The 25,247-nt window shown below is 73.7% G+C and carries 19 protein-coding genes; 2 read left to right on the top strand and 17 right to left on the bottom strand.

The window, feature by feature from the left end; translation table 11 throughout:
- Positions 1-56 precede the first annotated feature (56 nt).
- The 11 genes from ACFWIS_RS31195 to ACFWIS_RS31145 form a co-directional block, all read right to left on the bottom strand.
- Positions 57-1,406 (bottom strand): NtaA/DmoA family FMN-dependent monooxygenase, encoded by a 1,350-nt coding sequence (locus ACFWIS_RS31195; protein ID WP_380462719.1) that lies wholly within the window; start codon positions 1,404-1,406, stop codon positions 57-59.
- 4 nt (positions 1,407-1,410) lie between these two features.
- Complete coding sequence (locus ACFWIS_RS31190; RefSeq protein ID WP_380462720.1) at positions 1,411-2,439, bottom strand: LLM class flavin-dependent oxidoreductase; 1,029 nt, start codon at positions 2,437-2,439, stop codon at positions 1,411-1,413.
- Positions 2,436-3,026 (bottom strand): hypothetical protein, encoded by a 591-nt coding sequence (locus ACFWIS_RS31185; RefSeq protein WP_380462722.1) that lies wholly within the window; start codon positions 3,024-3,026, stop codon positions 2,436-2,438. Before ACFWIS_RS31185 ends, ACFWIS_RS31190 begins: the two co-directional genes overlap by 4 nt.
- 66 nt (positions 3,027-3,092) lie before the next feature.
- Complete coding sequence (locus ACFWIS_RS31180; RefSeq protein ID WP_380462724.1) at positions 3,093-4,364, bottom strand: adenylosuccinate synthase; 1,272 nt, start codon at positions 4,362-4,364, stop codon at positions 3,093-3,095.
- A gap of 35 nt (positions 4,365-4,399) precedes the next feature.
- Complete coding sequence (locus ACFWIS_RS31175) at positions 4,400-5,401, bottom strand: NAD(P)-dependent oxidoreductase (protein ID WP_380462726.1); 1,002 nt, start codon at positions 5,399-5,401, stop codon at positions 4,400-4,402.
- 44 nt (positions 5,402-5,445) lie between these two features.
- Complete coding sequence (locus tag ACFWIS_RS31170; protein WP_380462728.1) at positions 5,446-6,078, bottom strand: sigma-70 family RNA polymerase sigma factor; 633 nt, start codon at positions 6,076-6,078, stop codon at positions 5,446-5,448.
- A gap of 82 nt (positions 6,079-6,160) precedes the next feature.
- Positions 6,161-7,429 carry an aspartate aminotransferase family protein gene (locus ACFWIS_RS31165; RefSeq protein ID WP_380462730.1) on the bottom strand — a complete coding sequence of 423 codons (1,269 nt, stop codon included), beginning with the start codon at positions 7,427-7,429 and terminating at the stop codon, positions 6,161-6,163.
- 171 nt (positions 7,430-7,600) lie between these two features.
- Positions 7,601-9,625 carry a class I tRNA ligase family protein gene (locus ACFWIS_RS31160; protein ID WP_380462732.1) on the bottom strand — a complete coding sequence of 675 codons (2,025 nt, stop codon included), beginning with the start codon at positions 9,623-9,625 and terminating at the stop codon, positions 7,601-7,603.
- A gap of 96 nt (positions 9,626-9,721) precedes the next feature.
- Positions 9,722-11,053, bottom strand: a complete 1,332-nt coding sequence (locus tag ACFWIS_RS31155; protein ID WP_380462734.1) for a lysine N(6)-hydroxylase/L-ornithine N(5)-oxygenase family protein — start codon at positions 11,051-11,053, stop codon at positions 9,722-9,724.
- Between the two features lie 32 nt (positions 11,054-11,085).
- Positions 11,086-12,240 (bottom strand): saccharopine dehydrogenase C-terminal domain-containing protein, encoded by a 1,155-nt coding sequence (locus ACFWIS_RS31150; RefSeq protein WP_380462736.1) that lies wholly within the window; start codon positions 12,238-12,240, stop codon positions 11,086-11,088.
- A 34-nt stretch (positions 12,241-12,274) separates the two neighbouring features.
- A complete protein-coding gene (locus ACFWIS_RS31145) occupies positions 12,275-13,507 on the bottom strand; it encodes an ATP-grasp domain-containing protein (RefSeq protein WP_380524067.1) in 1,233 nt (410 codons plus the stop codon).
- A gap of 857 nt (positions 13,508-14,364) precedes the next feature.
- On the opposite strand from ACFWIS_RS31145, the gene ACFWIS_RS31140 reads away from it, so the two are divergent.
- Positions 14,365-16,314 (top strand): alpha/beta hydrolase family protein, encoded by a 1,950-nt coding sequence (locus ACFWIS_RS31140; RefSeq protein ID WP_380462738.1) that lies wholly within the window; start codon positions 14,365-14,367, stop codon positions 16,312-16,314.
- A gap of 68 nt (positions 16,315-16,382) precedes the next feature.
- On the opposite strand, the gene ACFWIS_RS31135 is transcribed toward ACFWIS_RS31140, so the two are convergent.
- The 6 genes from ACFWIS_RS31135 to ACFWIS_RS31110 all read right to left on the bottom strand — a co-directional run bounded on the left by ACFWIS_RS31135 (position 16,383) and on the right by ACFWIS_RS31110 (position 23,628).
- Positions 16,383-16,946 carry an NUDIX hydrolase gene (locus ACFWIS_RS31135; protein ID WP_380462795.1) on the bottom strand — a complete coding sequence of 188 codons (564 nt, stop codon included), beginning with the start codon at positions 16,944-16,946 and terminating at the stop codon, positions 16,383-16,385.
- 149 nt (positions 16,947-17,095) lie between these two features.
- Positions 17,096-18,286, bottom strand: coding sequence for an amidohydrolase family protein (locus ACFWIS_RS31130; RefSeq protein ID WP_380462793.1), 1,191 nt, complete (start codon positions 18,284-18,286; stop codon positions 17,096-17,098).
- Positions 18,287-18,311: 25 nt separating this feature from the next.
- The gene (locus ACFWIS_RS31125; RefSeq protein ID WP_380462791.1) at positions 18,312-19,436 is read right to left on the bottom strand and encodes an NAD(P)/FAD-dependent oxidoreductase; all 1,125 of its coding nucleotides are present in this window, start codon (positions 19,434-19,436) and stop codon (positions 18,312-18,314) included.
- Positions 19,433-21,049, bottom strand: a complete 1,617-nt coding sequence (locus ACFWIS_RS31120) for an FAD-dependent oxidoreductase (protein WP_380462789.1) — start codon at positions 21,047-21,049, stop codon at positions 19,433-19,435. Before ACFWIS_RS31120 ends, ACFWIS_RS31125 begins: the two co-directional genes overlap by 4 nt.
- 46 nt (positions 21,050-21,095) lie before the next feature.
- Complete coding sequence (gene purB, locus ACFWIS_RS31115) at positions 21,096-22,520, bottom strand: adenylosuccinate lyase (RefSeq protein WP_380462787.1); 1,425 nt, start codon at positions 22,518-22,520, stop codon at positions 21,096-21,098.
- Between the two features lie 82 nt (positions 22,521-22,602).
- Complete coding sequence (locus ACFWIS_RS31110; RefSeq protein WP_380462785.1) at positions 22,603-23,628, bottom strand: beta-ribofuranosylaminobenzene 5'-phosphate synthase family protein; 1,026 nt, start codon at positions 23,626-23,628, stop codon at positions 22,603-22,605.
- A 322-nt stretch (positions 23,629-23,950) separates the two neighbouring features.
- Between ACFWIS_RS31110 and ACFWIS_RS31105 the strand changes: the two genes are divergently transcribed.
- The gene (locus tag ACFWIS_RS31105; RefSeq protein WP_380462783.1) at positions 23,951-25,177 is read left to right on the top strand and encodes a Rieske 2Fe-2S domain-containing protein; all 1,227 of its coding nucleotides are present in this window, start codon (positions 23,951-23,953) and stop codon (positions 25,175-25,177) included.
- Positions 25,178-25,247: the final 70 nt, after the last annotated feature.

The raw sequence follows: 25,247 nt of genomic DNA, 5'->3' as shown, positions 1-25,247 counted from the left end.
GCCTCCGGGATTCCGGAGGCCCACCGTCGTTCGTCGGCCGGACAGGGCCTGGCGCCTCAGCGCGTCGGGACGGCCATCCCGAGGTGGTCGCGCAGGGTGCGTCCGCCGTACTCCTTGCGGAACAGCCCGCGCCGCTGGAGCACCGGCACCACCAGCTCGGTGAACGCCGTGACGGCCCCCGGGACGTACGCCGGGTAGATGTTGAAGCCGTCGGCGGCGCCCTCCTCGAACCACTCCTGGATCATGTCGGCCACCTCCTCCGGGTTGCCCACCACGGTGTACGAGAGCTGGGCAGGGGTGGCGTGGACGAGGTCCCCGTAGGTGATCCGGTCCGGCCCGTCGACGGTGCGCCTGGTCAGCCGGGTGATCTCGGCGAGCCGCCGGGCGCCCTCCTCGGAGACCGCCGCCAGGGTGCTCGCCGGGACGGCCGCGGCCAGGTCGTTGCCGCGCACGTCCACCCCGAACACCTCGGAGGCGGAGGTGAGGTTGCGCCGGTGGCCCTCGCCGATGCCGCCCGCGCGCACGATGTCGCCGATCTCCTGCTCCGGGTCGAGCACCAGCAGCGCGTTGAGCCGGTCGTGCAGGGCGACCGCCTCCTCGGTGGTGGGCGCGACGATCGGGGTCAGGCCGGGCAGCACCGCGACGTGGTCGGCGCGGCCGTACCGGGCCGCCCGGGCCTTGATGTCGGCGTAGTACTCCCGGCGCTTGGCCAGCGTCGGCTGCGGGCCGGCGAACACGATGTCCGCGTCGCGGGCGCCGAGTTCGCGGGAGCGGTCCGAGGTGCCGGCGTTGAACACCACCACGTGGCCCTGCGGCGGGCGGGCGACGTCCAGCGGGCCGTCCACCGCGAAGAACTCGCCGCGGTGGTCGATCCGGCGGGCCCCGGTGCCGTCCGGCTCCGGGGCGGAGTCCCACAGCTCGCGGACCACCCGGAGGGTCTCCTCGGCCCAGTCGTAGCGCCGGGAGGTGTCCCAGTGGGCGTCCCGGCCGAAGTTGTGGGCCGCCGCCGGGTCCGCGCCGGTGACCAGGTTCCAGGCCGCGCGGCCGTCGCTGAGGTGGTCCAGTGAGGCCAGCAGCCTGGCGATGGCGTACGGGTCGGAGTAGGTCGGGTTGGCGGTGACCACCACACCGATGTGGCTGGTGGCGGCGGCGATCGCCATGGCCGTGCTGTACGGCTCCAGCCGGGAGATCTGCGCCGGGTTGCTGTGCTGCAGACCCGGGTCGCTGGCCAGCCGGTCGCCCAGGAAGACGAAGTCGAACTTGGCCCGCTCGGCTTCCCGGCTGACCTCCTGGATGAGGCCGATGTCGTACGCGGCGTCGGCGGCCGCGTCGGGGTGGCGCCACCCGGCGGCGTGGGTGCCGGTCGCCCAGAACATCAGCCCGAGGTGCAGTTCTCGCTCGGACACGTCGTCAGCTCCTCTCCGCGCCGGCGGCGGTGAGCCGGGCGACGATCCGGTTGGCGGGCCGGGCCAGCCCCAGCTGCTCGCGCAGGGTGCCCGCCCCGGACGCGCCCGAGTAGCGCCCGGCGGCCCGCAGTTCGGGCAGCACCAGGTCGGTGAACGCCGCCACGCTGCCGGACTGCGGGAGCCGCAGCAGGAAGCCGTCCAGCGGCGTGCCGTCGGCCCAGGCGGCGAGTTGCCCGGCCACCTGCGCCGGGTCGCCGACCAGCACCGCGTGCCCGTCGTCCGACAGCGGGGCGCCCGCGGCCGTGTGCAGTTCGCGGGCCCGCTGCGCCGTCTCCGCGACGAAGGGGGTGACGGTGGCCAGCTGCGGCCGGTCCGCGGCCGCCGCCCGGTCGGGCGCCCCGGCGACCAGCACGTCCGCCTCGGCGGCGAGCAGCGGCTCGCCGGCCGGGGCCAGCACCACCGGGTGGCCCTGCGGCGGGCGGACCAGGTTGAGCGGCCCGCGCACCCGCAGCACCGGGCCCACGTGGTCCAGCACGTGGACGCGGTCCGGGTCGATGAACCGCCCGGTGTCCTTCTCGTGCACGAACGCGCCGTCCTCCCAGGTGTCCCAGAGGTCGCGCAGCAGCGGCGGGAACTCCGCGGTCCGGGCCTCCCGGCCGTCCGCCGGGTCGACGCCGTCCCGGCGGTGGTTGGCGTCCGCCTCCGGGTCGGGGCCGGTCACCACCCGCCAGCCGGCCCGGCCGCCGCTGATGTGGTCCAGCGAGGCGACCATCCGGGCCAGGTTGTACGGCTCGCAGTAGGCCGGCGCGGCGTCCATCACCAGGCCGATCCGCCGGGTGCACACCGCGAGCATCGAGGCGGTGACGATCGCGGCGGGCGGGGCGGCCCGGCCGGGCCGGGCGGCCGGCCGGTCGCCGAGCAGCAGGGCGTGCACCCCGGCCTCCTCGGCCCGCCCGGCCGCCGCGACAATCCCGGCGGCGGGCCCGGCGAGCAGCTCCTCGGGCAGCTGGTAGACCAGCGCCAGTCCGGTCACGACCGGCCCCCGCTCGCCCCGAACAGCTCCGCCACCGAGGCGTCGTACGCGCTGCTGATCCGGAACGCCTTGCCGGCCAGCGCCAGCCGGCGCTCCACCGGGACGGCGGACGGGCTGCCGCCGCCCTGCTCCAGCAGCTTCAGCACCTCGTCGTAGTCGTCCGGGTCGCTGAGCGGGATGACGTGCTCGAAGTTCTTCGCCGCCCCGCGCAGCATCGCGGGCCCGCCGACGTCGACCTTCTCCCGGAAGCCGGCCGGCTCCAGGCCCGGCTGCGGCTCGGGCAGCAGGTAGTAGTTGTTGCAGACCAGGTCGATCCGGGGGATGCCGTACTCCGCCATCTCGCGCAGGTCGGACTCGGTCTCCCGGGCCAGGATGCCGCCCATCACGGAGACGGTCAGGGTCTTGACCCGGCCGCCCAGCAGGGTCGGGACGCCGGCCAGGTCGGCGATGTTCTCGACCTGGTGGCCCGCGTCGCGCAGCAGCCGGTACGTCCCCTCCGTGGCCGCGACCCTCCAGCCGAGCCGGAGCAGTCCGGCGGCCAGCGGCTCGATGTTCCGCTTGTCGCTCACCGCGAGTACGGCCAGCATGTCAGCGATCCTCCTTGAGTGGTCTTGGGTGGTCTCGGGTGGTCTCGGGTGATCCTGAGCGGTCGGCTACTTGATCTCGATCAGCGCGTCCCGGTGGGATCCCACCGACACGTGGCGCACCGGCACCCCGAGCAGTTCCTCGATCGCCTCGACGTACTGCCGGGCGCCGGCCGGGAGTTGCTCGTAGCTGCGGACGCCGGAGATGTCGTCGTCCCAGCCGGGCAGGGTCTCGTACACCGGGGTGCTGGCGTCGAGTTCGGCCGGCCGGGGGCTGAACTCCCGTACCGTGCGGCCGTCCCGCTCGTACGCCACGCACAGGTCCAGCTCGCCGGTGCCGCTGAGCTGGTCCAGGTTGGTGATCGCGACCTCGTCGGCGCCCTGGACGCGCACGCCGTAGCGGGTCGCCACCGCGTCGAAGGCGCCGAGCCGGCGCGGCCGGTTGGTGGTGGAGCCGTACTCGCCCCACTGGCGGCGCAGCCGGTCGGCGCGCTCCTCGTCGAACTCGGTGACGAACGGCCCGGCGCCGACGCACGAGGAGAAGGCCTTGGTCACGCCGACGGTGCGGTCCACCCGCGCCCACGGGACGCCGATGCCCACCGGCGCGTGGCCGGCCAGGCAGGTGGACGAGGTGGTGTACGGGTAGATGCCGTAGTACAGGTCCTTCAGGGCGCCGAGCTGGCCCTCGGCGATGACGGAGGCGCCGTCGTCCAGGGCCTTGCCGAGCAGCTCGGTGGCGTCGACGACGTGCGGCTCCAGCCGCTCGGCGACCTCCAGGGCCCAGCGGGTGACCTCCTCCAGGCGCAGCGGCGCTCCGCCGTAGATCCGCACCAGCCGCTCGTTCGCCCAGTCCAGTACGGCGGCCAGCCGGGCGGGCAGGTTCTCCCGGTCGTAGAGCTCCCGCACCAGCAGGGTCTTCTTCATCACCCGGTCGCCGTAGGCCGGGGAGATGCCGCGCCGGGTGGAGCCGTACCGGCCGTCCGAGAGCCGCTCCTCCTCGGCACCGTCGAGGTCACGGTGGAACGGGAAGCAGATCGAGGCGGCGTCCGCGACCAGCAGCCGGTCGGCCGTCACGCCCTGGTCCCGGATCGCCTCGAACTCGCCGAGGAAGCCCTCGACGTCGACGGTCATGCCGGGGCCCAGCACGCCGGTCACGGTGGGGTGCAGCACGCTACTGGGCAGGCTGTGCAGCTTGAACTTCCCCTGGTCCGTGTGGATCGTGTGACCGGCGTTGCTGCCGCCGTGGTAGCGAACCGTGTAGTCGGCCTCGGCGGAGAGGTTGTCGACCATTCTTCCCTTGCCCTCGTCACCCCAGTTGAGGCCCACGATTGCCTTCAGCACGACGAAACTCCCTCAGCTCGACGTCGGTACGGTGGTCAGGCCAGCAGGGCGCGGCGCCGCTCGGCGGCCTGGCCCCAGACGTCCGGGTTGAGGACGGCCGGCGGCTGCTTGCCCTCCAGCGCGCTCAGCAGCTGGGTGGCGGCGGAGAGGGCCAGGGCCCGCTTGGTCTCCACGGTGAAGTCGGCGATGTGCGCGCTGAGCACCAGGTTCTCGATGTCCAGCAGCTCGCTGTCGGCGGCCAGCGGCTCGTCCTCGTAGACGTCCAGGGCCGCGCCGCCGAGGTGGCCGCTGCGCAGCGCCCGGGCCAGCGCCGCGCCGTCGACGACCCGGCCGCGCGAGGTGTTCATGAAGTACGCGCCGGGCTTCATCTGCGCGAAGGTCTTGTCGTTGAACATCTGCTCGGTCTCGTCGTTGAGCTCCGGGTGGCAGGTGACGAAGTCGGCGCGGGAGAGCAGCTCCTCCAGCGTCTCGACCTTCTCGGCGCCGACCTCGGCCATCTTCTCGGCGGAGACGTAGGGGTCGTAGGCGAGCACCCGCATCAGGAAGCCGCCGTGGGCGCGGCGGGCCATCCAGCCGCCGACGTTGCCCAGGCCGACGATGCCGAGCACCTTGCCGGTCAGCTCGACCCGGTGGGCGGTCAGCCGGGCGTCCCAGGCCTTCTCGATGCCGTCCCGGCTGATCGCGGTGAGGCCGCGGGTGACCATCAGCAGCAGGCCGAGGGCGTGCTCGGAGACCGGCTTGCCGCCGAGACCGGGGTTGTTGGCGACGACGACGCCGGCCGCGGTCGCCGCGTCCAGGTCGATGTTGTCCACGCCGCGGCCGCTGGAGAGGACGGCGACCAGGTTCGGGGCGGCGGCGATCAGCTCGGCGTCGATCCGGGCAGGGTAGCGGGCCACGATGCCGTGCGCCCCGGCGACGGCGGCGAGGACCGCCGGCCGGTCCTGGTCGTCCACCCGGCGGACGTCGGCGTGCTGCTCCAGCAGCTCCTCGGCTTCGGGGGCGTACATCGAGCCGATCAGGACCACGGTGGGTCGCATGGCGGGTCTCCTCAGGCAGGGGGTGGAAGGGTGGTGGGGCCGCGTCACGCGGCCATGGCGGCGGCGAGCAGGTGCTCCAGCGGCTTGAGTTCGCCGCCGCGGCTGGCGGCCAGGAACCGCCGGGTCAGCTCGGTGCGCTCGGTGGGCGCGGGGGTGAAGCGGGAGCGGTCGGCGGCCAGCCGGTCGCAGGCCCGGCCGTACAGCTTGCGGCTGTAGGCCTCGCTGATGCCGAGTGCGGCGGCGATCTCCCGGTGGCTGTAGTCGAAGGCGCGGCGCAGCAGCAGCACGGCGCGTTCGGCCGGGCCGAGGCGTTCCAGCAGCCAGGTCATCCGGCCGCCCAACGCGTCCTCGTCGCCGACCAGTTCGTGCGGTTCGCCGCTGCTCGGCAGGGCCTCCTCTGGCACCAGGGCGCCGACGTAGGAGACCTTCCGGGCGTGCGCGGACTTCAGGTGGTCGGCGCACAGCCGGGTGACCACGGTGGCGAGGAACGCGGCGTGGTTCTCCACGTTCCGCGCGGCGGACCAGCGCAGCCACGCCTCGGAGACGATGTCCTCGGCCTCGGCGACGGATCCGAGCCGCCGGTAGGCGAGCGCCATCAGCCGGGGGCGCTGGCTCTCGAACCGCTCGTCGTGCTGCTCGTCGGGTGCTTGTTCTCGCTCTTGGACGGGGCGGGACAAAGGTGCTGCCTCCCAGGGCTGTTCCGGTGCGGGGCCGCGGTCGCGGACGTGGCCGCGGCCCCGCACCGGACGCAGGCTCGTGTCAGCGGCCCTCGGCCAGGACCTGGCCCAGGCTCTTGGCGAACGCCGCGGAGTACTCGGCGATCTCGCCCTCGCCCATCGGGGTGGAGATGCAGCCGAGGCCGCTGTCACCGAGGTGGATGCCGTTCTCCAGCAGCTTCCAGTACAGGGCCTTCATCGCGGTGGCCGCGCTGTCGTACCCGGCGGGGGCGCTGTTGGCGACCACCCGGAACAGCGAGCCGAGGCCGTTGACCTCCCAGTCCAGGCCGGCCTCGGTGAGGGCGGCGCGCATCCCGGCCCGGGCCTGCTCGCCGAGCAGGCCGATCCGCTCGTGCGCGTCCGGGGTGAGCAGGCGCAGCGCGGCGATGCCGGAGCTCATGCTGACCGGGTTGGCGTTGTACGAGCCCGAGTGCGGCAGGGCCGGCTTGCCCTTGCTCGGGTCGAAGACGCTCATGAAGCGGCGGCGGCCGGCCACCGCGCCGATCGGCATGCCGGCGGCGATGACCTTGCCCATGACGGTGATGTCGGCCTCGGCGCCGAGCAGCTGCATCGCGCCGTGGTAGCCGACCCGGTAGGAGCCGACCTCGTCGGAGATCAGCACCGCGCCGCTGGCGTCACAGAACTCGCGCAGCGCGTCCAGCCACTCCTTGCTGGCGGGCAGCAGGCCGATCCGCCACGGCACCGGGTCGATCAGCACGCAGGCCAGCTCGTCGGCGTGCTTGCGCAGCACCTCCAGCGAGCCCTCCGGGTCGTTGAACGGGATGACCACGGTGTTGCCGACCACGCCCTGGGGGTTGCCGGTGACGGCGTGGCTGATCAGGTTGCCCGAGCCGTCGTTGTTGACCGCGACGGCGTCGTAGGCGCCGTGGTACGCGCCGGCGATCTTGGCGATCTTCGGGCGCTGGGTGAAGGCGCGGGCGGCCTGGACGGCCATCATGACGGCCTCGGTGCCGGAGCTGGTGAAGCGGACGTGCTCGAAGGTCTCGTTGCGGGCCGACAGCGCCTCGGCGTACTCGACCTCCACCGGGGTGGGCATGCCGAAGCTGGTGCCGTGGCCGACCGCCGCCGCGATGGCCTCGACCATCTCGGGGTGGGCGTGGCCGTGGATCAGCGTGGTGCTGTTGTTCAGGAAGTCGATCCGCTCGACACCGTCGACGTCGGTGACCCGGGCTCCGCTGCCGGAACGGACGTAGACGGGGTAGGGCGAGCTGTAGACGGCGGTGCGGCTGTTGCCACCGGGCATGACCTCGACGGCGCGGGCGTACAGGGCGGCGGACTTCTCGGTGTTCACGGGCAACCCTTCGGGACGGGCCTGGACGGCCTTCGGAATCGGGCGGGGCAGAGGCAGGACACGGGGCGGGGCAGGGGTGCGCTCGGCGCGGGGCACGGCGGACCGCCGGCCGGCGCGCCGGGTCTGGTCTGGTCTGGTCTGGTACGGGGGGTCAGGTGCGGCGGGGCCGGGTCAGTGCGCGGGGCCGGTCGGCGCGTCCGCGGAGAAGTACGGCCCGGTCAGGGCGACGGCGCTGCCGGGCGCGACCCACCGCACGGGGGCGTCCCCGGCCGCCGGGGCGCTCTCCCCCAACTGCCGCGTGAGGCGGGCGGCCAGCTCCGGCAGCAGCGGCTCGGCCACCACCGCCAGGGCCCGGACGGCGCTCAGCTCCAGGGCCATGCAGGTCCGCGCGGTGGCCGAGACCGGCTGCACCAGCAGGACGTCCTCGCAGACCTCGGTGAACCGGCGGGCCTCGGCCACGAACTCGCGCAGCTCGCGCGCGGCGGTGCGGGCGGAGAACCGTTCCGGCTCCAGGGCGTTCGCCAGCCGGGCGGCGAAGGCGCGGATCCGGCCGTAGAACTGCTCGGCCTCGCCGTTCCAGCTGCCCGCCTCCGGTGCCACGCCGTCGAAGTGCTTGCGCAGCCGGGCGTCGACCGAGGCCAGCCAGCCCTCCCACTCGCCGAGCAGCTCGGTGCGGACGAACTCCCGGTAGTCCGCGACGACGAAGTCCCGGCGCCGGATGTCCGGGCTGGTGGCGGCCAGGTAGAGCCGCAGCTGGTCGCTGGTCTCCGGGCGGAAGGCGTCCCGGCCCCAGATCGCGTGCTTGCGCCCGGTCGAGAACTTCTGCCCGTCGAGCAGGTAGAACTCGTTGCACACCATGGTGTCGGCGAGCGCCAGCTTGTCGGTGAAGGCCCCCAGGACGGCGGGGAAGACCACCGCGCGCAGGAAGGCGTTGTCGAAGCCGAAGAACAGCACCGTGCGCGGCGCCTCGGCCTCGGCGTACTCCTCCCAGCCGGCCAGGCCCTGCCCGACCGCCAGGTCGTCCACCGCGGTGAGGAAGCGCGCGGCCAGTTCGAAGGCCGAGTACATCCGCTGGCCGTCGGTGGCGCCGGACGGGTCGGCGGGCAGCAGGATGCCGTCCGCGGCGACGGTGCTCACCGGCAGGTCGGGCAGCGGGGCGGCCAGCACCCGGTCCACGTAGGACCGCAGCCGGGCGCTCATCGAGACCGACCGCAGGTAGCCGGTCAGCCGGGCCCGCAGCGGCTCCAACGGCATGTAGTAGCGAGTGAGTTCGCGCTGCTCGGCCGGCGTCCCGCAGGCGCGGCAGCTCGGGTCCAGCAGCTCGTCGTCGGCGAACGGCAGCGCGCAGGCCTCGCACTCGATGCCCGCGGTGTCCCGCGAGCCGCAGTGCGGACAGGCCCCCGCGACGAACGCCTCGAACAGGTACGTCCCGCACGGGGCACAGTAGTTGGCCTGGACGGTCTTGGCCACCACCGTCCCGTCGGCGCGCAGCCGCTCGAACACCTCCAGGGCCACCTGGGGGTAGCGCGGGGAGGACGGTCGGACGAAGACGTCCCACTCGACCCTGGCGGCGGTCAGCGCCTCCTGGATCGCGTCGGTGTTTCGCTCGGCCAGCTGGTAGAACGTCAGCCCCTGCTCCTGGGCGGCGGCCGCGACCTGGCTCTGGTGGCCGACGGTGCCCAGCAGCAGCCGGACCGGGGTGCCCCGCGCGGCCAGGCCGCGGCGCAGCAGGTCGGCGTTGAGGAACGGGCCGGCCAGGTGCCCCAGGTGGAGTTCCCCGTTGGGCGTCGGGAAGGAGGGCAGCAGCAGGACGGGGCGCCCGGCCTGCGCGGTGCGGGCGGCGCGCCGGTCGTGCTCGGCGTCGAACGCGGCCAGGTCCTCCCACCAGAAGGTGAGGAAGGACAGCGGCCGGTCCTCGGCCGGGTTGTGCAGGGTGTGCACGCCCAGCGGCGGGATGCGCAGCGCGTCGCCCGCCGTCACCGGCACGGTCTCGCCGTCCGCGGTGACCTCGCCGCTGCCGTCGAGGATCACCCAGACCTCGATGTCGTGGTGGTTGTGCGGGGCGGTGGTCTCGCCGGGCCGCAGGGTCACCCTGCGGACGTTGACGGGGAGTTCGGGGTTCTGGGCCCAGGCCGGCTGGACGCTGCGGACGAAGTCCGGCAGCCCCATCTCGTTGACGGTGCGTGGAACGGTCACGATGTCCATCGTGTGGTGGGGGTGGACTCGCCCCCGGCTCCTCTCCCGGAGTCGTTGGTGCTCGGTCGGTGCGTGCCGGTACGGACCGGCGGCGGCTCAGTGCCTGGCGTGCAGGGCGAGTTCGACGGGCGCGTCGCCCGCCTCCTGCGGACCGGCGGAGGCCCAGTCCAGGGCCGTACTGACCGATCCGGTGTCGTAGCGCCGGCGGCCGAGCAGGCTGTTGGTGATCATCGCACTGCGCCAGGCGAGCAGGCTGAGGTTGGGGTCCGCGACCCCGTACTCCCGCCGCGCGGCGTTCTGGACGAAGATGCGGTTCTCCGCCGGGCCATCCCACTGGAGGCTGAAGTCCGGCCCCACCACCGGCAGGCCGTCGCTGATCGCGAGCCGGTCCTTGAGGCCGAGCAGCAGGTCGGGCATGGCGTGCTCGTAGCCGGTGGCGCAGATGACGATGTCCACCGCCTCCCGCACCGACTTCCCTCCGCGGGCCGGACGCCAGTCGATGACCAGCCCGTCGTCGGTCTCCTCCAGGTCCTCCAGGGTGTGGTCGAGCAGGATCCGGCAGCTGCGCCCGCGCCCCTCCAGGAGGTCCAGGTCGTAGAGCCGGCGGTAGAGGTCCTCCAGCAGCGGGATGGAGATGCCGTCGCTGGTGAGGCGCAGCCGCTGGACGATCTCCTCGCGCTCCTGCTCCGGCAGGCCGTAGAAGTGGTGGCTGTAGTCCGGCAGGTAGAGCTCGTCGACGAACGGGCTGTCGTCCAGCGGGAGCAGGTTGGTCCGCCGGGTGCCCCAGAGGATCTGCTCGGGGCGGCGGTCCTCGCCGGCCAGCAGGTAGTTGACCACCTCGGCGCCGCTCTGCCCGCCGCCGACCACGGCGACCCGCTTGCCGGCGAAGTCGCGCGGCCGGCGGAGCAGTTGGTCGGTGTGGAAGACCTTCTCCGGGTCGTGGCCGCGCAGGCTGTGCGGCAGTCGCGGCGACAGGCCGGTGCCCACCACCAGGTTGCGGGCCTGGAGCAGGCCGTCGCTGGTGTGGACGACGAAGGCGCCGCCGTCCCACTCGACGTTCTCGGCCCGCACGCCGAAGCGCAGGTTGTCCAGGCCGGCCACCGCCCACTGGCAGTACTGCTCGAACTCCCGGCGCGGCACCTTGGACCGACCGGTCACCAGCAGCCGGTAGAGCCGCTTGGTGTCCACCTGGAAGGCCAGGAAGGAGAACGGATTGGTCGGGTCGACCGGAGTGACCAGGTCCTTCAGGAAGTGGACCTGCATCTCGGCGCCCGGCAGCATCAGGCCGGGGTGCCACTCGAATCGTTCCTTGTGGTCGACGAAGAGGGTCGACAGGCCCGGTTCCCCCGACGTCAGTGCCGCGAGACTCAGATTCGAGGGACCTATGCCGACACCCACCAGATCAAAAGTCTCCGGCATCTCACTCATGCTGTCTCTCCCGTAGTCACTAGGGTGCTGGGTCAGCCGATCTCGTGCGCCGGCAGCCAGGTCACTCCCCGGGCGGTGAGCGACCGCATCAGTCCGTCGAACTGCTCGGCGGACAGGGTGCGGTGCGGTTTGTGCCAGCCCGGGCCGGTGATCGACCGGTCGGCGAGCAGGTCGGTCGCCCCGGCCAGCGCGAACCCGGTGGTGCGGGCCATCGCGGAGAGGCCGGTCGCCTCGTCCGCGGAGTCCAGGAGGGTGCTGCGCAGGCTGGCCGGCGCACCGGCCAGCCGGCCGTGCGCGGTCACTTCCAGGACCACCAGGTCCCGGTCGCCGGCCCGGGCGCGCACCTGCGGGGCCAGTACCCGTTCGACCACTCGCTTGGGCGGCACCTCGACGCCGTCGACGTCCACCGATTCCTCGGCCAGCAGCCCGAGCCGGGCCAGGTCCGAGACGGCCTGGGCGAAGCCGGGCCAGCGCAGGGTCTTCTGGGTGCAGTCGGCCCCTTGGAGCAGCGGGTGCTCGCCGAGCCAGGGGGCCATGCCGTCGTGGTAGGCCTCCAGTCGGCCGACCCCGTCGACCTCCCGCGTCTCGACCCCGGAGAACCGGGCGTGCCGCACCCGCCGGCCACCGCTCAGGGCGAGTGCCTCGCGCTGGGCGATCGGCAGGTGGTGGTCGTTCTCGCCGCCGAAGAAGGCGGTGTAGCCGAGCGGTTCGCGGGGCTGCTCGGGCACGCCGCCGCAGCAGATCTCCAGCGACTCGACCTGGTCCAGGCGCTGGGCCACGTGCACCGCGAGCAGCTCGGTCAGGCCTGGTTCGAGCCCGAGCGGCAGCAGCACGGTGGCTCCGGCCGCCCTGAACCAGGCGTCCAGACCGGGGAGTTCCTCGGTCGGCGGCCGGGTGATGCTGGCCACCGGCACCCTCGGGTCGGTGCGCACCACGGTGCGGATCACCGCCCGGGTCGCCGCCCACGGCAGTGCCGTGGCGACGGCGTCCCGCCCGGCGAGCGCGTCGGCCGGGTCGGTCTCGACCCGGACCGTACGGTCGCCGAACCCGGCCAGCCAGCGGGCCAGTTCCTCGGCCCGCTCGCGGTCCCGGTCGACCAGCGTCAGCTCGGTGGTGTCCGGGCCGGTCGCCAGCGCGTACGCGGCGGCCCGGCCCATCTGCCCGCAACCCACCAGCGCCGCCCTCACGAGCGCCGTCCCCGCGCCAGGGGGGTCACGGCGCCTACTCTCCGTCGGCCGCGGTCACCCGGGCCACCGTCTCGGCGGGCACCCGGTCCAGCAGCGCCTCCAGGCCGGCCCGGTCGACGTGCCGGGCGATCACCGCGGCGACCCGCTGCTGGCCGAAGTTCTCCGGCGGCAGGGCGACTTCGGTGCCGGCCGGGACCTCGTAGAAGACGTGGTCGAAGCCCGCCTGCTCGCAGAGCCCCTGGAGGCCGCCGACCTCCTCGAAGCGGCCGGCCCGCTCGGCGAGCACGAACCGCAGGCCCGCGTTCATCCGCCGGTCGTGCTCCAGCCGCAGCGGGTCCCCGGTGGCGACCCGGATGACGTTCTCGAAGTAGTCGACACCGGTGGCCAGCGGCACCAGGTGCGAGCCGATGTAGTCACCGGCCGGGCGGGCGGCGATCTCGATGAACCGCAGGCCCCGCTCACCCCACTTGGCCTCCAGGTGGAAGGCGCAGTGGTCGAAGCCCAGGCCGGCCACGATGTCCTTGGTGGTCGCGGTGATCTCCGCCCAGGCGTCGGCGGGCAGCGCGCTGGGGACCTGGTGCGACAGCTCCAGGTGGTAGGGGACGCTGGTCACCTTGTCGGTGATGGTGACGACGTGCACCTCGCCGTCCGAGACGAAGCCCTCGACGCTCAGCTCGTCGCCCTCCAGGTACTCCTCGACGATGAACTCCGCGCCGAACTGGCGGAACACCGGGTCGAAGTCCGGCCGGGCGATGCCGGCCAGCCGCGCCATGGCCGGTTCGAGGTCGGCCGGCTCGCGCAGCTCGAAGATGCCCTTGGAGCCGGAGGCCCCGGTGGGCTTGACGACGGCCGGCAGCCCGACCTCGTCCAGGGCGGTGCGCAGTTCGTCCAGGCCGGTGACCCGGGCGAAGCGCGGGAGCACGCCGCCGAGGTGGCGCAGCGCCTCCTTCATCGCGTACTTGTTGCGGGCCCGCAGCGCGGCGGTCTCGGACATGCCGCGCAGGCCGAGGTCGGCGGCGATCGCCGAGACCAGCTGGACGTCGACCTCGGTGAAGTTGGCGACGCCGGCCAGGTCGTAGCTCTTGGCGAGCTCCCGGGCGGCCGCCAGGGAGGCCTCCCGGTCGTAGGTGTCGACCTGGCGGAATTCATCCACGAGCGGCTTCGCGAATTCCGGGACGGAACGGCCGAGAAGCACCACACCATATCCGAGACGACGGGCCGCGAGAAGGGATTCGAGCCCCTCCCGCTGAATCCTCCGCAGGTTCACGAAAAGAACATGGCGCTTCGCCACAGGACCCTCCACTTTGCCTTGCCGGATGAGAAAGCCGAGCAGATCCAACGATGACCCGAGAGGCCTTCGATTGCCTCTCCGGCCTGACCGGTGGTCAAACCTGTGCGGTTACCCGGAATGTGCGGGGACTTCCGCACGGTAACCGATCACAGAAAGTTCCGCGCACGACTTCGCGGGCCGCGTCGGAGTGGCACGCGACCGTTTGCGGAGAAGCACACGGAGGATTGGACGGGAATCCCGAGTCGGCGGCATGGGTACCGCCGCGCTGCCCCGGCCCCGGACCGGGTTTCAGGATTCTCAGTTAACACGGGCACCGTCGACAACGCCGCCCCCGGGTTCACCACCAGCATGATTTGCCCTCAGAGACATGTCAACAGGTCTCTTCCGGTCAGCGCCGTCTCCCCGACGATCATCGGCCACTTCTCCGGCCGCACCCGTGGACACCTGCTGTTCCGCCGTCAAAGGCCATCTGTTGCACGCGAGTTAGCGACATCTCCGATCCCGGGTGGAACACCCGTCGGTTTCGGCCGCCGGACGCCTGCCGCCCTGGTCCGGCCCGCCCTGCGCACCCGCTTGGCCGAAATCCTTCCTTCCGGTAGAAACTTGTCCGGACCTCGGGCGGGACCGGTCCGCCTCTGGCAGGATGATCAGTCCGACCGGGGCGGCCCCGGGTGGACTCCCGCGCCGGCCGTCCGTCTCTTGAACGTCACCGAACCCGCCTGCGGCGCAAGCGACTTCCGCCCTGCCCGCACGCACCCGCCGGCCCCGTCCGTGCCCTCCCGCCCCCCGGTCCCCGTTCCCGACCCGGCCCCCATGACTGCCGAGGAGAACGCATGGCAGACCGCGCCCGAAGCGCGCCGTACGGCACCTGGCCCTCCCCTGTAACCCCCGCCGACGTGGTGCGCAGCGGGGTCCTCGTCGAGTGGGTCGGCTTCCTGGGAGCCGACCCCTGCTGGACGGAGGTGCTCCCGGAGGACGGCGGCCGCAACGCCTTGATGCGGCGCGGCCCGGACGGCGCCGCCGTCCAGGTGCTCCCGCCCGGCTGGGACGTGCGCAGCGGCGTCATCGAGTACGGCGGCCGGCCGTGGACGGCGGTGTCCGACCGGGCCGACGACGGGGTGGTCTTCAGCCACCGCGGCGACCAGCGGCTCTACCGGTGGTCCCCCGGCCGGGAGCCCGTCCCGCTGAGCCCCGAACCGCCGGCCGGCACCCAACTGCGCTACTGCGACTTCGCGGTGCGCGGCTCCGAGGTGTGGTCGCTGCGCGAGACGGTCCTGGACGAGGCCGGCACCGAGGTCCGACGCCACCTGGTGGCCCTGCCGCTGGACGGCGGCGCGGCCGAGGACCCGAAGGCCGTCCGCGAACTGGCCGCCACGCACGCCTTTCTGACCGGACCACGGCTCTCGCCGGACGGCGGCCGGGTCTGCTGGCTGGGCTGGGACCACCCGAACATGCCCTGGGACGGCAGTGAGCTGATGGCCGCCGGCATCCGCCCGGACGGCACGCTCGACGAGCCGGTCCGGCTGCTGGGCGGCGCCCGCGAGGCCGTGGTGCAGGCCGACTGGGCGGCCGACGGCTCGGGGCGGCTGTACGCGGTCTCCGACCCGGCGGGCTGGTGGAACGTCCACGAGCTCGGACCGGCCCTGCACCCGGACGGCGCGGTGCGCGCGCTCCACCCGGCCGAGGAGGAGTTCGGCGAGGCCCCGTGGCGGATCGGCCTGCGCTGGCTGCTGCCGCTGCGCGACGGCACCCTAGCCACCGTCCACGGCACCGGCCGGCGCCGGCTCGGCCTGCTCGCCCCCGACGGCGGGCTGACCGACCTCGACCTCCCGTACACCGAGTGGTCCTCGGTCGCCACCGACGGCCGGCGGATCGCCGCCGTGGTGGCCGGTCCGGAGCACCGCCGCACCGTGGTGCTGGTCGACCCGGCCCGGGGCACCGCCGAGGTGGTCCGGGCACCGCTGCGGGCCCACGAGGAGTACGCCTCCCGCCCGGTGGTGCGGACCTTCCAGGGCCCGGACTCCCCCGTGCACGCCTACGTCCACCCGCCGTACCACCCGGAGTACCGGGGGCCGGCCGGCGAGCTGCCGCCGTACCTGGTGTTCGTCCACGGCGGGCCCAACAGCCGCAGCCAGCCGGTGCGCAACCAGGAGTTCAGCTACTTCACCAGCCGGGGCATCGGCGTGGTGGACGTCCAGTACGGCGGCTCCAGCGGCTTCGGCCGGGCCTACCGGGAGCGGCTGCGCGGCCGCTGGGGGCAGGTGGACGTCCAGGACTGCGCGACGGCGGTGCGCGCCCTGGTCGCCGAGGGCCTGGCGGACCCGGCCCGGATCGCCATCCGCGGCGCCAGCGCCGGCGGCTGGACTGCGATCCTGTCGGCGCTCGCCGAGCCGGAGCTGTACCGGGCGGCCGGCCTCTACTTCCCGGTGCTGGACCCGGTCACCTGGCGCACCGGCGGCACCCATGACTTCGAGTCCCGGTACACGGACGCCCTGATCGGCCCGTGGCCGCAGCAGCGCGCCGCGTACGAGGAGCGCTCGCCGGTCCGGCTGGCCGAGGGCCTGGACGTCCCGGTGGTGCTGTTCCAGGGCGAGCTGGACGGCATCTGCCCGCCCGCCCAGGCGGAGCGGCTGGTGGACCGGCTGGTCCGGGCCGGTCTCCCGCACACCTACCTGCTGTTCCCCGGGGAGCGCCACGGGTTCCGCCGCCGGGACACCGTGGTGCGCTGCCTGGAGGCCGAACTCGACCTCTACGGGCGGACGCTGGGCTTCGACCCGGCGTGACCGGGGTGTGCACGCAAATGAGCCCGCGGACCCCGGACGGGGTCCGCGGGCTCATTTGCCCCAGTGGGTCAGAGGGTGTCGAGCAGCCGGCCGGCCCGGTCGAGGGTCTCGCGGAAGTTCTCCTCGGTGGTCCGCTCGCGCGCCTCGGCCACCGTGAGCCACTCCAGCGGCGACTCCGGGTTCTCCGGCCGGGCGTCCTCCGGCCTGCCGGTGGCCAGCAGGAAGCGCAGGTCCGCGTGCTCGTGCGCGGGCTCGCGGGGCGAGGCCGGCACCGGCACCACGGTGAGGTGCACCAGGGCGGCGTCCGGCCACGGCACCAGGTCGGTCAGGTGGGTCTCCTCCAGTCCCTCCCGCAGCGCGATCTCCAGCGGGAGCGTCTCGCCCGGGTCGCCGTGCCCGCCGACCTGCAGCCAGGCCTGCTGGCGCACGTGCCAGCGCAGCAGCACCCGCTTGGTCTCCGGGTGGACGATCAGGGCGGAGGCCGTGAAGTGCAGCGGGGTCGCGCGGTCCCAGGCGTCGGGCTTGCCGACCAGGCCAAGCAGCCGCTCGTGGTCCGCCGTCTCGGCCGCGCCCTGGGGCCGGTAGCCGCCCAGCAGCTCGGCCAGGCCGGGGGTCTGCGTCCCGCTCGTCATCCTTAGCACTCCTCGTTCCGTCGGGCCGTTCCATCCGGCCGTTCCGCCGGGCCGTCTCATCCGGCCGTTCCGTCGGTCTCACGTCATCGGCCGCGCACCGCAGGGCCGTTGGACCCGTTCGCGTCCCGCGTGGGGCGAACGGGCCCACCCTACCCGGTGATCGCGGCGGAACGCTCGGTGAGCACCGCGGGACGGCTCGCCCGGGGGGTGTTGCGGCTAGCCAGGAAGCGCACCTCGCCCGCCGTCACCACCGCGGAGATGCCGGGCATGTCGCCGATCGCCAGGGCCTCCAGGGCGGTCTCCGCGGCCGAGCCGCGCGGCGCGTCCAGGAGCACGAGGTCCGCCTCGTCACCCGCCCGCAGCCGTCCGGCGGGCAGGCCCCAGACGTCGGCGACGTTGCCGGTGGCGAGCGCCCAGACCCGGGCCGGCTCCACCGGTCCCAGCGCGGACAGCTCCACCACCGTCTTCAGCACCGCCAGCGGGATCACCCCGAAGCCCGAGGGGGTGTCCGAGCCCAGCACGATCCGCTCCAGCGCACCCTCCTCCACGGCCCGCCGGACGATCCGCAGGCCGGCCCGGAGGTTCCCGGCCTGGACGATCTGCAGCGCCATCCGGCTCTCGGCCAGCAGCCGGTCCACGGCGGCGTCGGGCAGCGCGGTGGGGCCGCCGTTGGCGTGTCCGCAGACGTCCGGGTCGAGCGCCAGCAGGTCGTCCGCGCCGAGCGAAGCGGAGCCGGCGGCGCTGGCGCCCCCGGCGTGGCACATCACCTTCAGGCCGTGCGCCTTCGCCCAGCGGATCTGCTCGACGCCGTCCACGGCCTTCTCGTAGGCGCCGAAGCCGAACTTCGCCAGCCACACCCCGCAGCTCGCCAGCTCCGCGAAGTCGGCCTCGTCCAGGGTGGGTTCGAGCAGCACGTTGCCGGCGTGCACCCGCATCCCGCCGGGGCGGAAGTTGTCGTAGGAGGCCCGGGCGGCGACCGCGAGCGCCTTGACCCCGGCCCGGTCGCGCGGACGGCCGGGGACGTGCACCTCCCCGGCCGAGATGGTCCGGGTGATGCCGCCGTGGACGTACCCCTCCAGGTAGTCCACGGCCTTCTGCCGGGGCGAGTAGTCGCCGAAGGCGACGTGCCCGTGCGAGTCGATCAGGCCGGGCGCCACCGTGGCCCCGGCCGCGTCCAGGACCCGGTCGGCGGCGGCCAGGCCGTCCGCCAGGTCGGCGGCCCGGCCCACCGCCGTGATGCGGCCGTCCACGCACAGGACGGTGTCCGCGCCGTCGACCAGCGGAGCGGTGAGATCACCGGAGACCACACACCCGGCCCCCGTGACTGCCAACGTACCCACGTCGTCTTCCTCTCCTCGTCCCGTCTCACACCGCTGCGAAGCGCTCGGGCCGGAACGCCGCCGCCAGTTCGGACGGCTCGCCCAGCACCTCCCGCGCGACGATCTCCCCGAGCACCGGCGCCAGGGTGAGCCCGCTGTGGGTCACCACCACGTACAGCGAAGGGGCCCCGGGCACCCAGCCCAGCACGCTCATGCCGTCCACCGGCATCGGGCGGACCCCCACGAAGGCGTCCTCCACCGTGATGTCCGCCCCGGCGGTGCCGGGCAGCACCTCGGCGAGGCGCCCGAGCACCTTCTCCGCGGCGGCCGGGCCCTGGCTCTCGTCGGTCAGCTCCTCGTCCACGTCGTGGCAGTGCAGCACCAGCCGCCCGCCGCTGTGCGGACGGATGCTCAGGTGCGGCGCGTGCAGCACCCGCTCCACCCGGACGGGCACCGGGGAGGTCCGCACCAGCAGCCCGCGCACGGTGACCCCGGAGTCGTCCCCCGGCTCCACCAGCGGCACGTCCGCGCCGGCGTGGCCGAGCAGCTCCCGGGTGCCGCGCCCGGCGCAGCCGACCACGGCGTCCGCCTCGATCTGCTGCCCGGAGGCCAGCCGGACGCCGCGCACCCGGTCGGTGCCGAGCAGCCCGGTGACGGCGTCCCCGATCCGCAGCCGGACGCCCAGGCTCCGGGCCCGCTCCTGGACGGCCGAGACCAGCCGGTCGCTGACCACGTGGGCGTCGTCCGGGTAGTACCACAGCGGCCCGTGCAGGCCGTCGAGCGCCAGGCCCGGCTGGAGTTCGCGCCGGACCCGCTCGGCGTCCAGCTCCTCGACCGGGTAGCCCTTGGCCCGGTAGCCGTCGGCGATGCCGGCCAGCCGCCGGGCCCCCTCCGCGCCGTCGGCCCAGTGCAGGTTGCCGCGCCGGAAGAACCAGGGCTCGCCACCGGTGGCGGCGGCCAGCCGCTCGTGGGCGCGCAGGGCCTCGGCCGAGAGCCGGTAGTAGGGGTCGAACCCGTTGTCCACCGCGTTGACCCAGCCGAAGCCGTGGGCGGAGAGCCCCTCGGCGGGCTCCCGGGCGTCCACCAGGACGACCTCGGCACCCTGTTCGGCCAGCCGCAGCGCGACGCAGCTGCCGATCGATCCGGCCCCGACGACGACGATCCTGGTCATCGCTGCTCCTCCTTGCCGAGCGCCGTCCCGCACAGGTAGCCGCCGACCAGGGCCGGCCCGAGGGTGCCGCCGGAGCCCGGGTAGCCCGGGCCCATCACCGGCGAGGTGACGTTCCCGCAGGCGTACAGCCCGGGGACGGGCGTGTCGTCGTGCCGCAGCACCCGGCCGCGCTCGTCGGTGACCAGGCCGCCCTTGGTGCCGAGCATGCCCGGCTCGACCCGGACGGCGTGGAACGGCGGCTCCACCAGCGGCGCCAGGCAGGGGTTGGGCTCGTGCAGCGGGTCGCCGTAGTAGCGGTCGTGGCTGGTCCCGCCGCGGCCGAAGGCGGTGTCGACGCCCCGGACGGCGTCCGGGTTGAACACGGCCAGGGTCTCGGTCAGGCCCTGCTCGTCCACCCCGATCAGCCGGGCGAGTTCGGCGGGGGTGTCGGCGCTGGTGTACCAGCCGGGCACCGGGCCGCCCGGCTGCACGCCGGCGATCGGGTAGGTGCGGCGGAACGCCTCGTCGAAGACCAGCCAGGCGGGCAGGTTCGGGCGCTCGTGCCGGGTGGGGTCGAAGGCCAGGAAGGCCTTGGTGACGTCGTTGTAGTTGACGGCCTCGTTGACGAAGCGCCGGCCGTGCCGGTTGACCAGGATCGACCCGGGCAGGCAGCGCTCGCCGACCAGGTGCCGGGACATCGGCACCCCGTCGTACTCCTCGCCCTGGCCGGACACCGCGGGCACCCACCAGGCCTGGGACATGCTGCCGAGCGCCGCCCCGAGGACGGTCGCCATCAGCAGGCCGTCGCCGTGGTTCCACGGCGGGCTGACCGGGCGCGTCCCGGCCAGCCCGAGGTGGGCCCGCTTGAGCCGCTCGTTCCACTCGAAGCCGCCGGTGGCCAGCACCACGCCGGCCCGTGCCCGGTACTCGACCGGGCCGTCCGCGCCCTCGGCCCGGACGCCGACCACCCGGCCGTCCTCGACCAGCAGTTCAGCGGCCCGCACCCCGGTCTCGAAGGCCACCCCGCGGTCGTCGCAGGCCGCCACCAGGCCGGCCACCAGCGCGGCGCCCACCGTGACGACGCCCTCGGCCTTGCGGCGGGCGACCAGCTCGTGGTCGTAGCGGCCGGGGATCTGCCAGCGGTGCCGCTCGTCGTAGGTGACGGCGTCGAAGTGGCTGCCCTTCCTGATCCGCTCCAGCAGGCCGGGGCGATCGGCGGTCGGGAACGGCACGTTGTCGAGGGTGCGGCCGACGTCCCGGGCGCCGGGCCAGTCCGAGTGGTAGTCGGGCCGGTCGATCGGGAACAGCCGGACGGGCGTCTCGGCGTGCAGGTAGTCGACCACCTGCGGCGCCACCTCGACGTACTGCTCCAGCCGCCACCGCTCGACCTCGCCCTCGGTGACGAGTTCCAGGTAGCGCAGCGCGTCCTCGGCGGAGTCGGGCATGCCGTGCTCGCGCATCACGGAGCTGTCGGGCACCCAGATCATGCCGCCGGACACGGCGGTGGTGCCGCCCAGCGCGGGGGTGCGTTCGAGGACCAGCACCCGGTGCCCGGCGTCGGCGGCGCGGCAGGCCGCCAGCAGTCCGGCGCCGCCGGAGCCGATCACCAGGGAGTCGGTTTCAACCTGTCGCACGGCAGTCCAATCCTCAGGGGTCGAGCGGGCTCGGGACGGGGGGTGGTCAGAGCAGCGGGGCGGGCCGGTAGCCGGACGCCTCGGGGTGGCGGGCGGCGAGTTCCTCGATCCGCGCCACCACGGCCGCGACCTGGTCGGTGGCGGCGCCGGTGAAGCCGATCCGGTCGGCCAGCAGGGCGTCCAACTGCGCGCGGTCCAGCGGCAGTCGGTCGTCCGCGGCGAGCCGGGCCAGCATGTGGTTGTCGCCGCCCTCGGAGCGCATGTCCAGGGCTGCGCCGACGGCGTGCTCCTTGATGACCTCGTGCGCGGTCTCCCGGCCGACGCCCGCGCGCACCGCCGCCATCAGGATCTTGGTGGTGCCCAGGAACGGCAGGTAGCGCTCCAGCTCGGCGCCGACCATCGACGGGAAGACGCCGAACTCGTCCAGCACGGTCAGCAGCGTCTCCAGCATGCCGTCGAAGGCGAAGAACGCGTCCGGCAGCGCGACCCGGCGCACCACCGAGCAGGACACGTCGCCCTCGTTCCACTGGTCGCCGGACAGCTCGGCGGCCATCGAGGCGAACCCGCGCAGCACGATCATCAGGCCGTTGATCCGCTCGCAGGAGCGGGAGTTCATCTTGTGCGGCATCGCCGAGGAGCCGACCTGGCCCTCCGCGAAGCCCTCGGTCACCAGCTCGTCGCCGGCCATCAGCCGGATCGACTTGGCCAGCGAGGACGGGCCGGCCGCCAGCTGCACCAGCAGGCTCAGCACCTCGTAGTCGAGCGAGCGCGGGTAGACCTGCCCGACGCTGGTGAGGCGGTGGGCGAACCCGAGGTGGCCGGCCACCCGGTCCTCCAGCTCGGTGAGCTTCCCGGTGTCGCCGCCGAGCAGGTCCAGCATGTCCTGGGCCGTCCCCATCGGGCCCTTGATGCCGCGCATCGGGTAGCGCTCGACCAGCTCCTCCAGCCGCACCAGGCCGGCCAGCACCTCGTCCGCCACGGTCGCGAAGCGCTTGCCCAGCGTGGTGGCCTGGGCGGCCACGTTGTGCGAGCGGCCGGCCATCACCAGCTCGGCGTGCTCGGCGGCCAGCGCCCCCAGCCTGGTCAGCAGCGCGACGCAGCGGCCGCGCACCAGCAGCAGGCTCTCCCGGATCTGCAGCTGCTCGACGTTCTCGGTGAGGTCCCGGGAGGTCATCCCCTTGTGGATGTGCTCGTGCCCGGCCAGGGCGTTGAACTCCTCGATCCGGGCCTTCACATCGTGCCGGGTGACCCTCTCGCGCGCCTCGATGGAGGCGTGGTCGATCCGGTCCAGGACCTTCTCGTAGTCGGCCACCACGCCGTCCGGGACGGCTATGCCGAGGTCGCGCTGGGCGCTCAGCACGGCCAGCCACAGCCGGCGCTCCAGCACGATCTTGTGCTCGGCCGACCAGAGTTCGACCAGCTGGGGCGAGGCGTAGCGGGCGGCCAGGACGTCGGGGATGTCGGTCTTCATTGCTCTGCTTTCGGGTGGGGTGTCGTCCGCGCGGTCTTCCGCACGGCGTCTTCCGGGGCCTCCGGTGCGGTGTGGCTCCGGGTCAGGAGACCTCGGTGGTGGTCAGGCCCTGGTTGTTGGCCCGGGTGAACCAGAAGTCCCGGATCAGGCCGCGGTTCTTCAGCTCCCAGGCCCACCGCTCGGCGTCCTGCGGGCGCCGCGTGAAGGCGAAGCAGGCCGGGCCGGTGACGCTGAGCGCGATCGCGTCCACCGACGGGGCCGCCCGGCCGGCCTCCAGCACGCTCTGCACCGCCTCGCCCTGGAAGGCGATCTGCGCCTGCTTGAAGTGGCCGGTGAAGGTGATCTCGTTGACCGCCGCGCAGAACGCGTCGAAGTCCTGCTCCAGGACAGCCGGGGCGAGCCCCATGAAGACCAGGTGGGAGGTGCGCCAGGACTCCTCGGCCGGGATCGGCGTGACCGAGTGGAACCAGTCCAGCTCCTCCTGGCCGCCCAGGTGGCGGCCGTGGGTGAGCAGCACCAGGATCGGCCAGTCCGGGAAGTCCAGCCGGACCACCGGCTTCGGCGGCGCCACCTGCTGGGCGAAGCGGCTCGGCCGCAGGTACTTCTGCGGCTGCTCGGCGAAGTCCGGCGGGTTGACGTGGCCGCCGTCGACCAGGAAGCCGCCGTACGCGGACAGCCCGGTGCTGGCGCCCGAGGTCCGGCCGCGGCCGAGGACGCGGGCCAGTTCCCGCTGGTCCGGCTCCAGCCCGCACAGCCGGCCGTAGGCCTGGCCGACGGCCAGCAGCGTGCTGGTCTTGGAGCCGAAACCGCTGTGCTGGGGCAGCGCTTCGAGGACGTCGACCCGGGCGGCCGGGCCGTCCCACAGCTTGCGCAGGGTCTCCACGGCGGCGGTCAGTTCGCGCGCCGTCTCCTCGGCGGTGCCGGTCACCGCGACGATCCCGTCCGCGGCCTCCCGCACCTCGGCGGTCAGGCCGGGCCGGTCGACGGCCATCGCGGCGATGCCGTTGCGGCGCTGCGAGCTGCCGTCGAGGCTGATCAGGGTGAAGCTCAGTCGGGCCGGAGCGGACACCCGGACGGCACCGCTTCGGTCGGGTCGGTCAAGTGCCATGGTGGGAACTCCGGTTGATCGTCGATCACGGTCACGGGCGCGCCGGTCCGCACGCGGAACACGGGGTCCGGGGGGTCGCTGGATTCGGGAGTGGACGGCCGGGCGTCGGCACGTCATGCCTAGGTCCTGTCCGGGCAACCGGAAGCGGCTGCGGGGCCCGCGGCAATGCAATCTTGGACCGGTTCCGGACGCACCGTCAATCACCGCATTCCGTCGGACCGCTCCTCACCTGGGGTGTCACATCCGCGATCGCCGATTCGTCTCAGGAGTGGAAGCCGATCATCGCGATCGCAGGTCGCGACCACCGAAACGGAGGCCACCAGTGGCTACGCGGAAGGTCAACGAATCCCTGACCCGGGTCGGACCGGGCACGCCCATGGGCCGGATGCTCCGCGAGTACTGGCTTCCGGTGATGCGCAGCGAGCGGCTGGCCGAGCCCGGCGGCGCGCCCGTCCCGGTCGAGCTGCTCGGCGAGAAGTACGTGCTGTTCCGCGGCGCGGACGGCCGGGTCGGCTGCTTCGACGAGGCCTGCCCGCACCGCGGCGCCTCGCTGGCGCTGGCCCGGAACGAGGACTGCGCGCTGCGCTGCGTCTACCACGGCTGGAAGTTCGACGTCTCCGGCAAGGTGCTGGACACCCCGTCGGAGCCCGAGGACGGCGGCCGGTTCGCCTCCCGGGTGTCGCTCAAGCACCACCCGGTGGTGGAGGCCGGCGGCGTCATCTGGGTGTGGCTCGGCGGCACCGGCCGGGAGCCCAACCCCTTCCCGGCGTTCCCCTTCACCAAGCTCCCGGCCGAGCAGGTCTTCGCCACCGTCGCGCTGGTGGACTGCAACTGGTTCCAGGGCGTCGAGGCGGACATCGACTCGGCGCACGTCTCCCTGCTGCACGAGACCGAGGCCCGCAACGGCCCGCTGCGCGACCTGCTGGACGACACCGCCCCGCGCGACGAGATCGACGAGCAGCCGTACGGGCTGCGCTACGCCGCGATCCGCTCGCTGTCCTCCGGTGACTCACTGGTGCGGATCAAGCCGTTCGCCATGCCCTGGTACACCGTGGTGCCCGAACTGCCCACCGGTGACCGGCTCTGGCACGCCTGGGTGCCCGTCAACGACCACCAGACCATCATGTGGTACCTGTGGTGGAACGACGACAAGCCCGTCGACCCGAAGTACTTCGCCGAGCAGTTCGGCCTCGACCTCGACCGGCTGAACCCCGACAACATCCGCGAGGGCTACACCCGCGAGAACCTCTGGGGCCAGGACCGCGCCGCGATGGCCGACGGCCGCAGCTTCTCCGGCATCCGCGGCCTGGTGCTCCAGGACGTCGCCGTGCAGGAGAGCATGGGCCCGATCGTCGACCGGACCATCGAGAACCCGGGCAAGAGCGACCGCGGCATCGTCCGCGCCCGCCGCTACATGCTGGACGCCCTCGACACCCACGCCAACGGCGGGACCCCGCCCGGACTCGGGGCCGACGCCGACTACGGCAAGGCGACCTCCGCCAACATGGTCGTCCCGGAGGGCACCGACTGGCGCGGCCTGGTCTCCTGAGCCCGGCCCGTCCGACCCGCCCAACCCGCCCAGTCACTTCGCCGCCACGCCACTCGGAGGAGGATCTGCC

Source organism: Kitasatospora sp. NPDC127060 (assembly GCF_042724935.1).
Classification (GTDB): Bacteria; Actinomycetota; Actinomycetes; order Streptomycetales; family Streptomycetaceae; genus Kitasatospora.
The sequence above is the reverse complement of the archived record's forward strand: the minus strand, read 5'-3'. Positions and strand labels throughout refer to the sequence as shown.

Coding starts and splice junctions, on each gene's coding strand:
- ACFWIS_RS31185 (WP_380462722.1), bottom strand. CDS start 3,026: ATGCTGGCCGTACTCGCGGTGAGCGACAAGCGGAACATCGAGCCGCTG.
- ACFWIS_RS31175 (WP_380462726.1), bottom strand. CDS start 5,401: ATGCGACCCACCGTGGTCCTGATCGGCTCGATGTACGCCCCCGAAGCC.
- ACFWIS_RS31155 (WP_380462734.1), bottom strand. CDS start 11,053: ATGAGTGAGATGCCGGAGACTTTTGATCTGGTGGGTGTCGGCATAGGT.
- ACFWIS_RS31140 (WP_380462738.1), top strand. CDS start 14,365: ATGGCAGACCGCGCCCGAAGCGCGCCGTACGGCACCTGGCCCTCCCCT.
- ACFWIS_RS31135 (WP_380462795.1), bottom strand. CDS start 16,946: ATGACGAGCGGGACGCAGACCCCCGGCCTGGCCGAGCTGCTGGGCGGC.
- ACFWIS_RS31125 (WP_380462791.1), bottom strand. CDS start 19,436: ATGACCAGGATCGTCGTCGTCGGGGCCGGATCGATCGGCAGCTGCGTC.
- purB (WP_380462787.1), bottom strand. CDS start 22,520: ATGAAGACCGACATCCCCGACGTCCTGGCCGCCCGCTACGCCTCGCCC.
- ACFWIS_RS31110 (WP_380462785.1), bottom strand. CDS start 23,628: ATGGCACTTGACCGACCCGACCGAAGCGGTGCCGTCCGGGTGTCCGCT.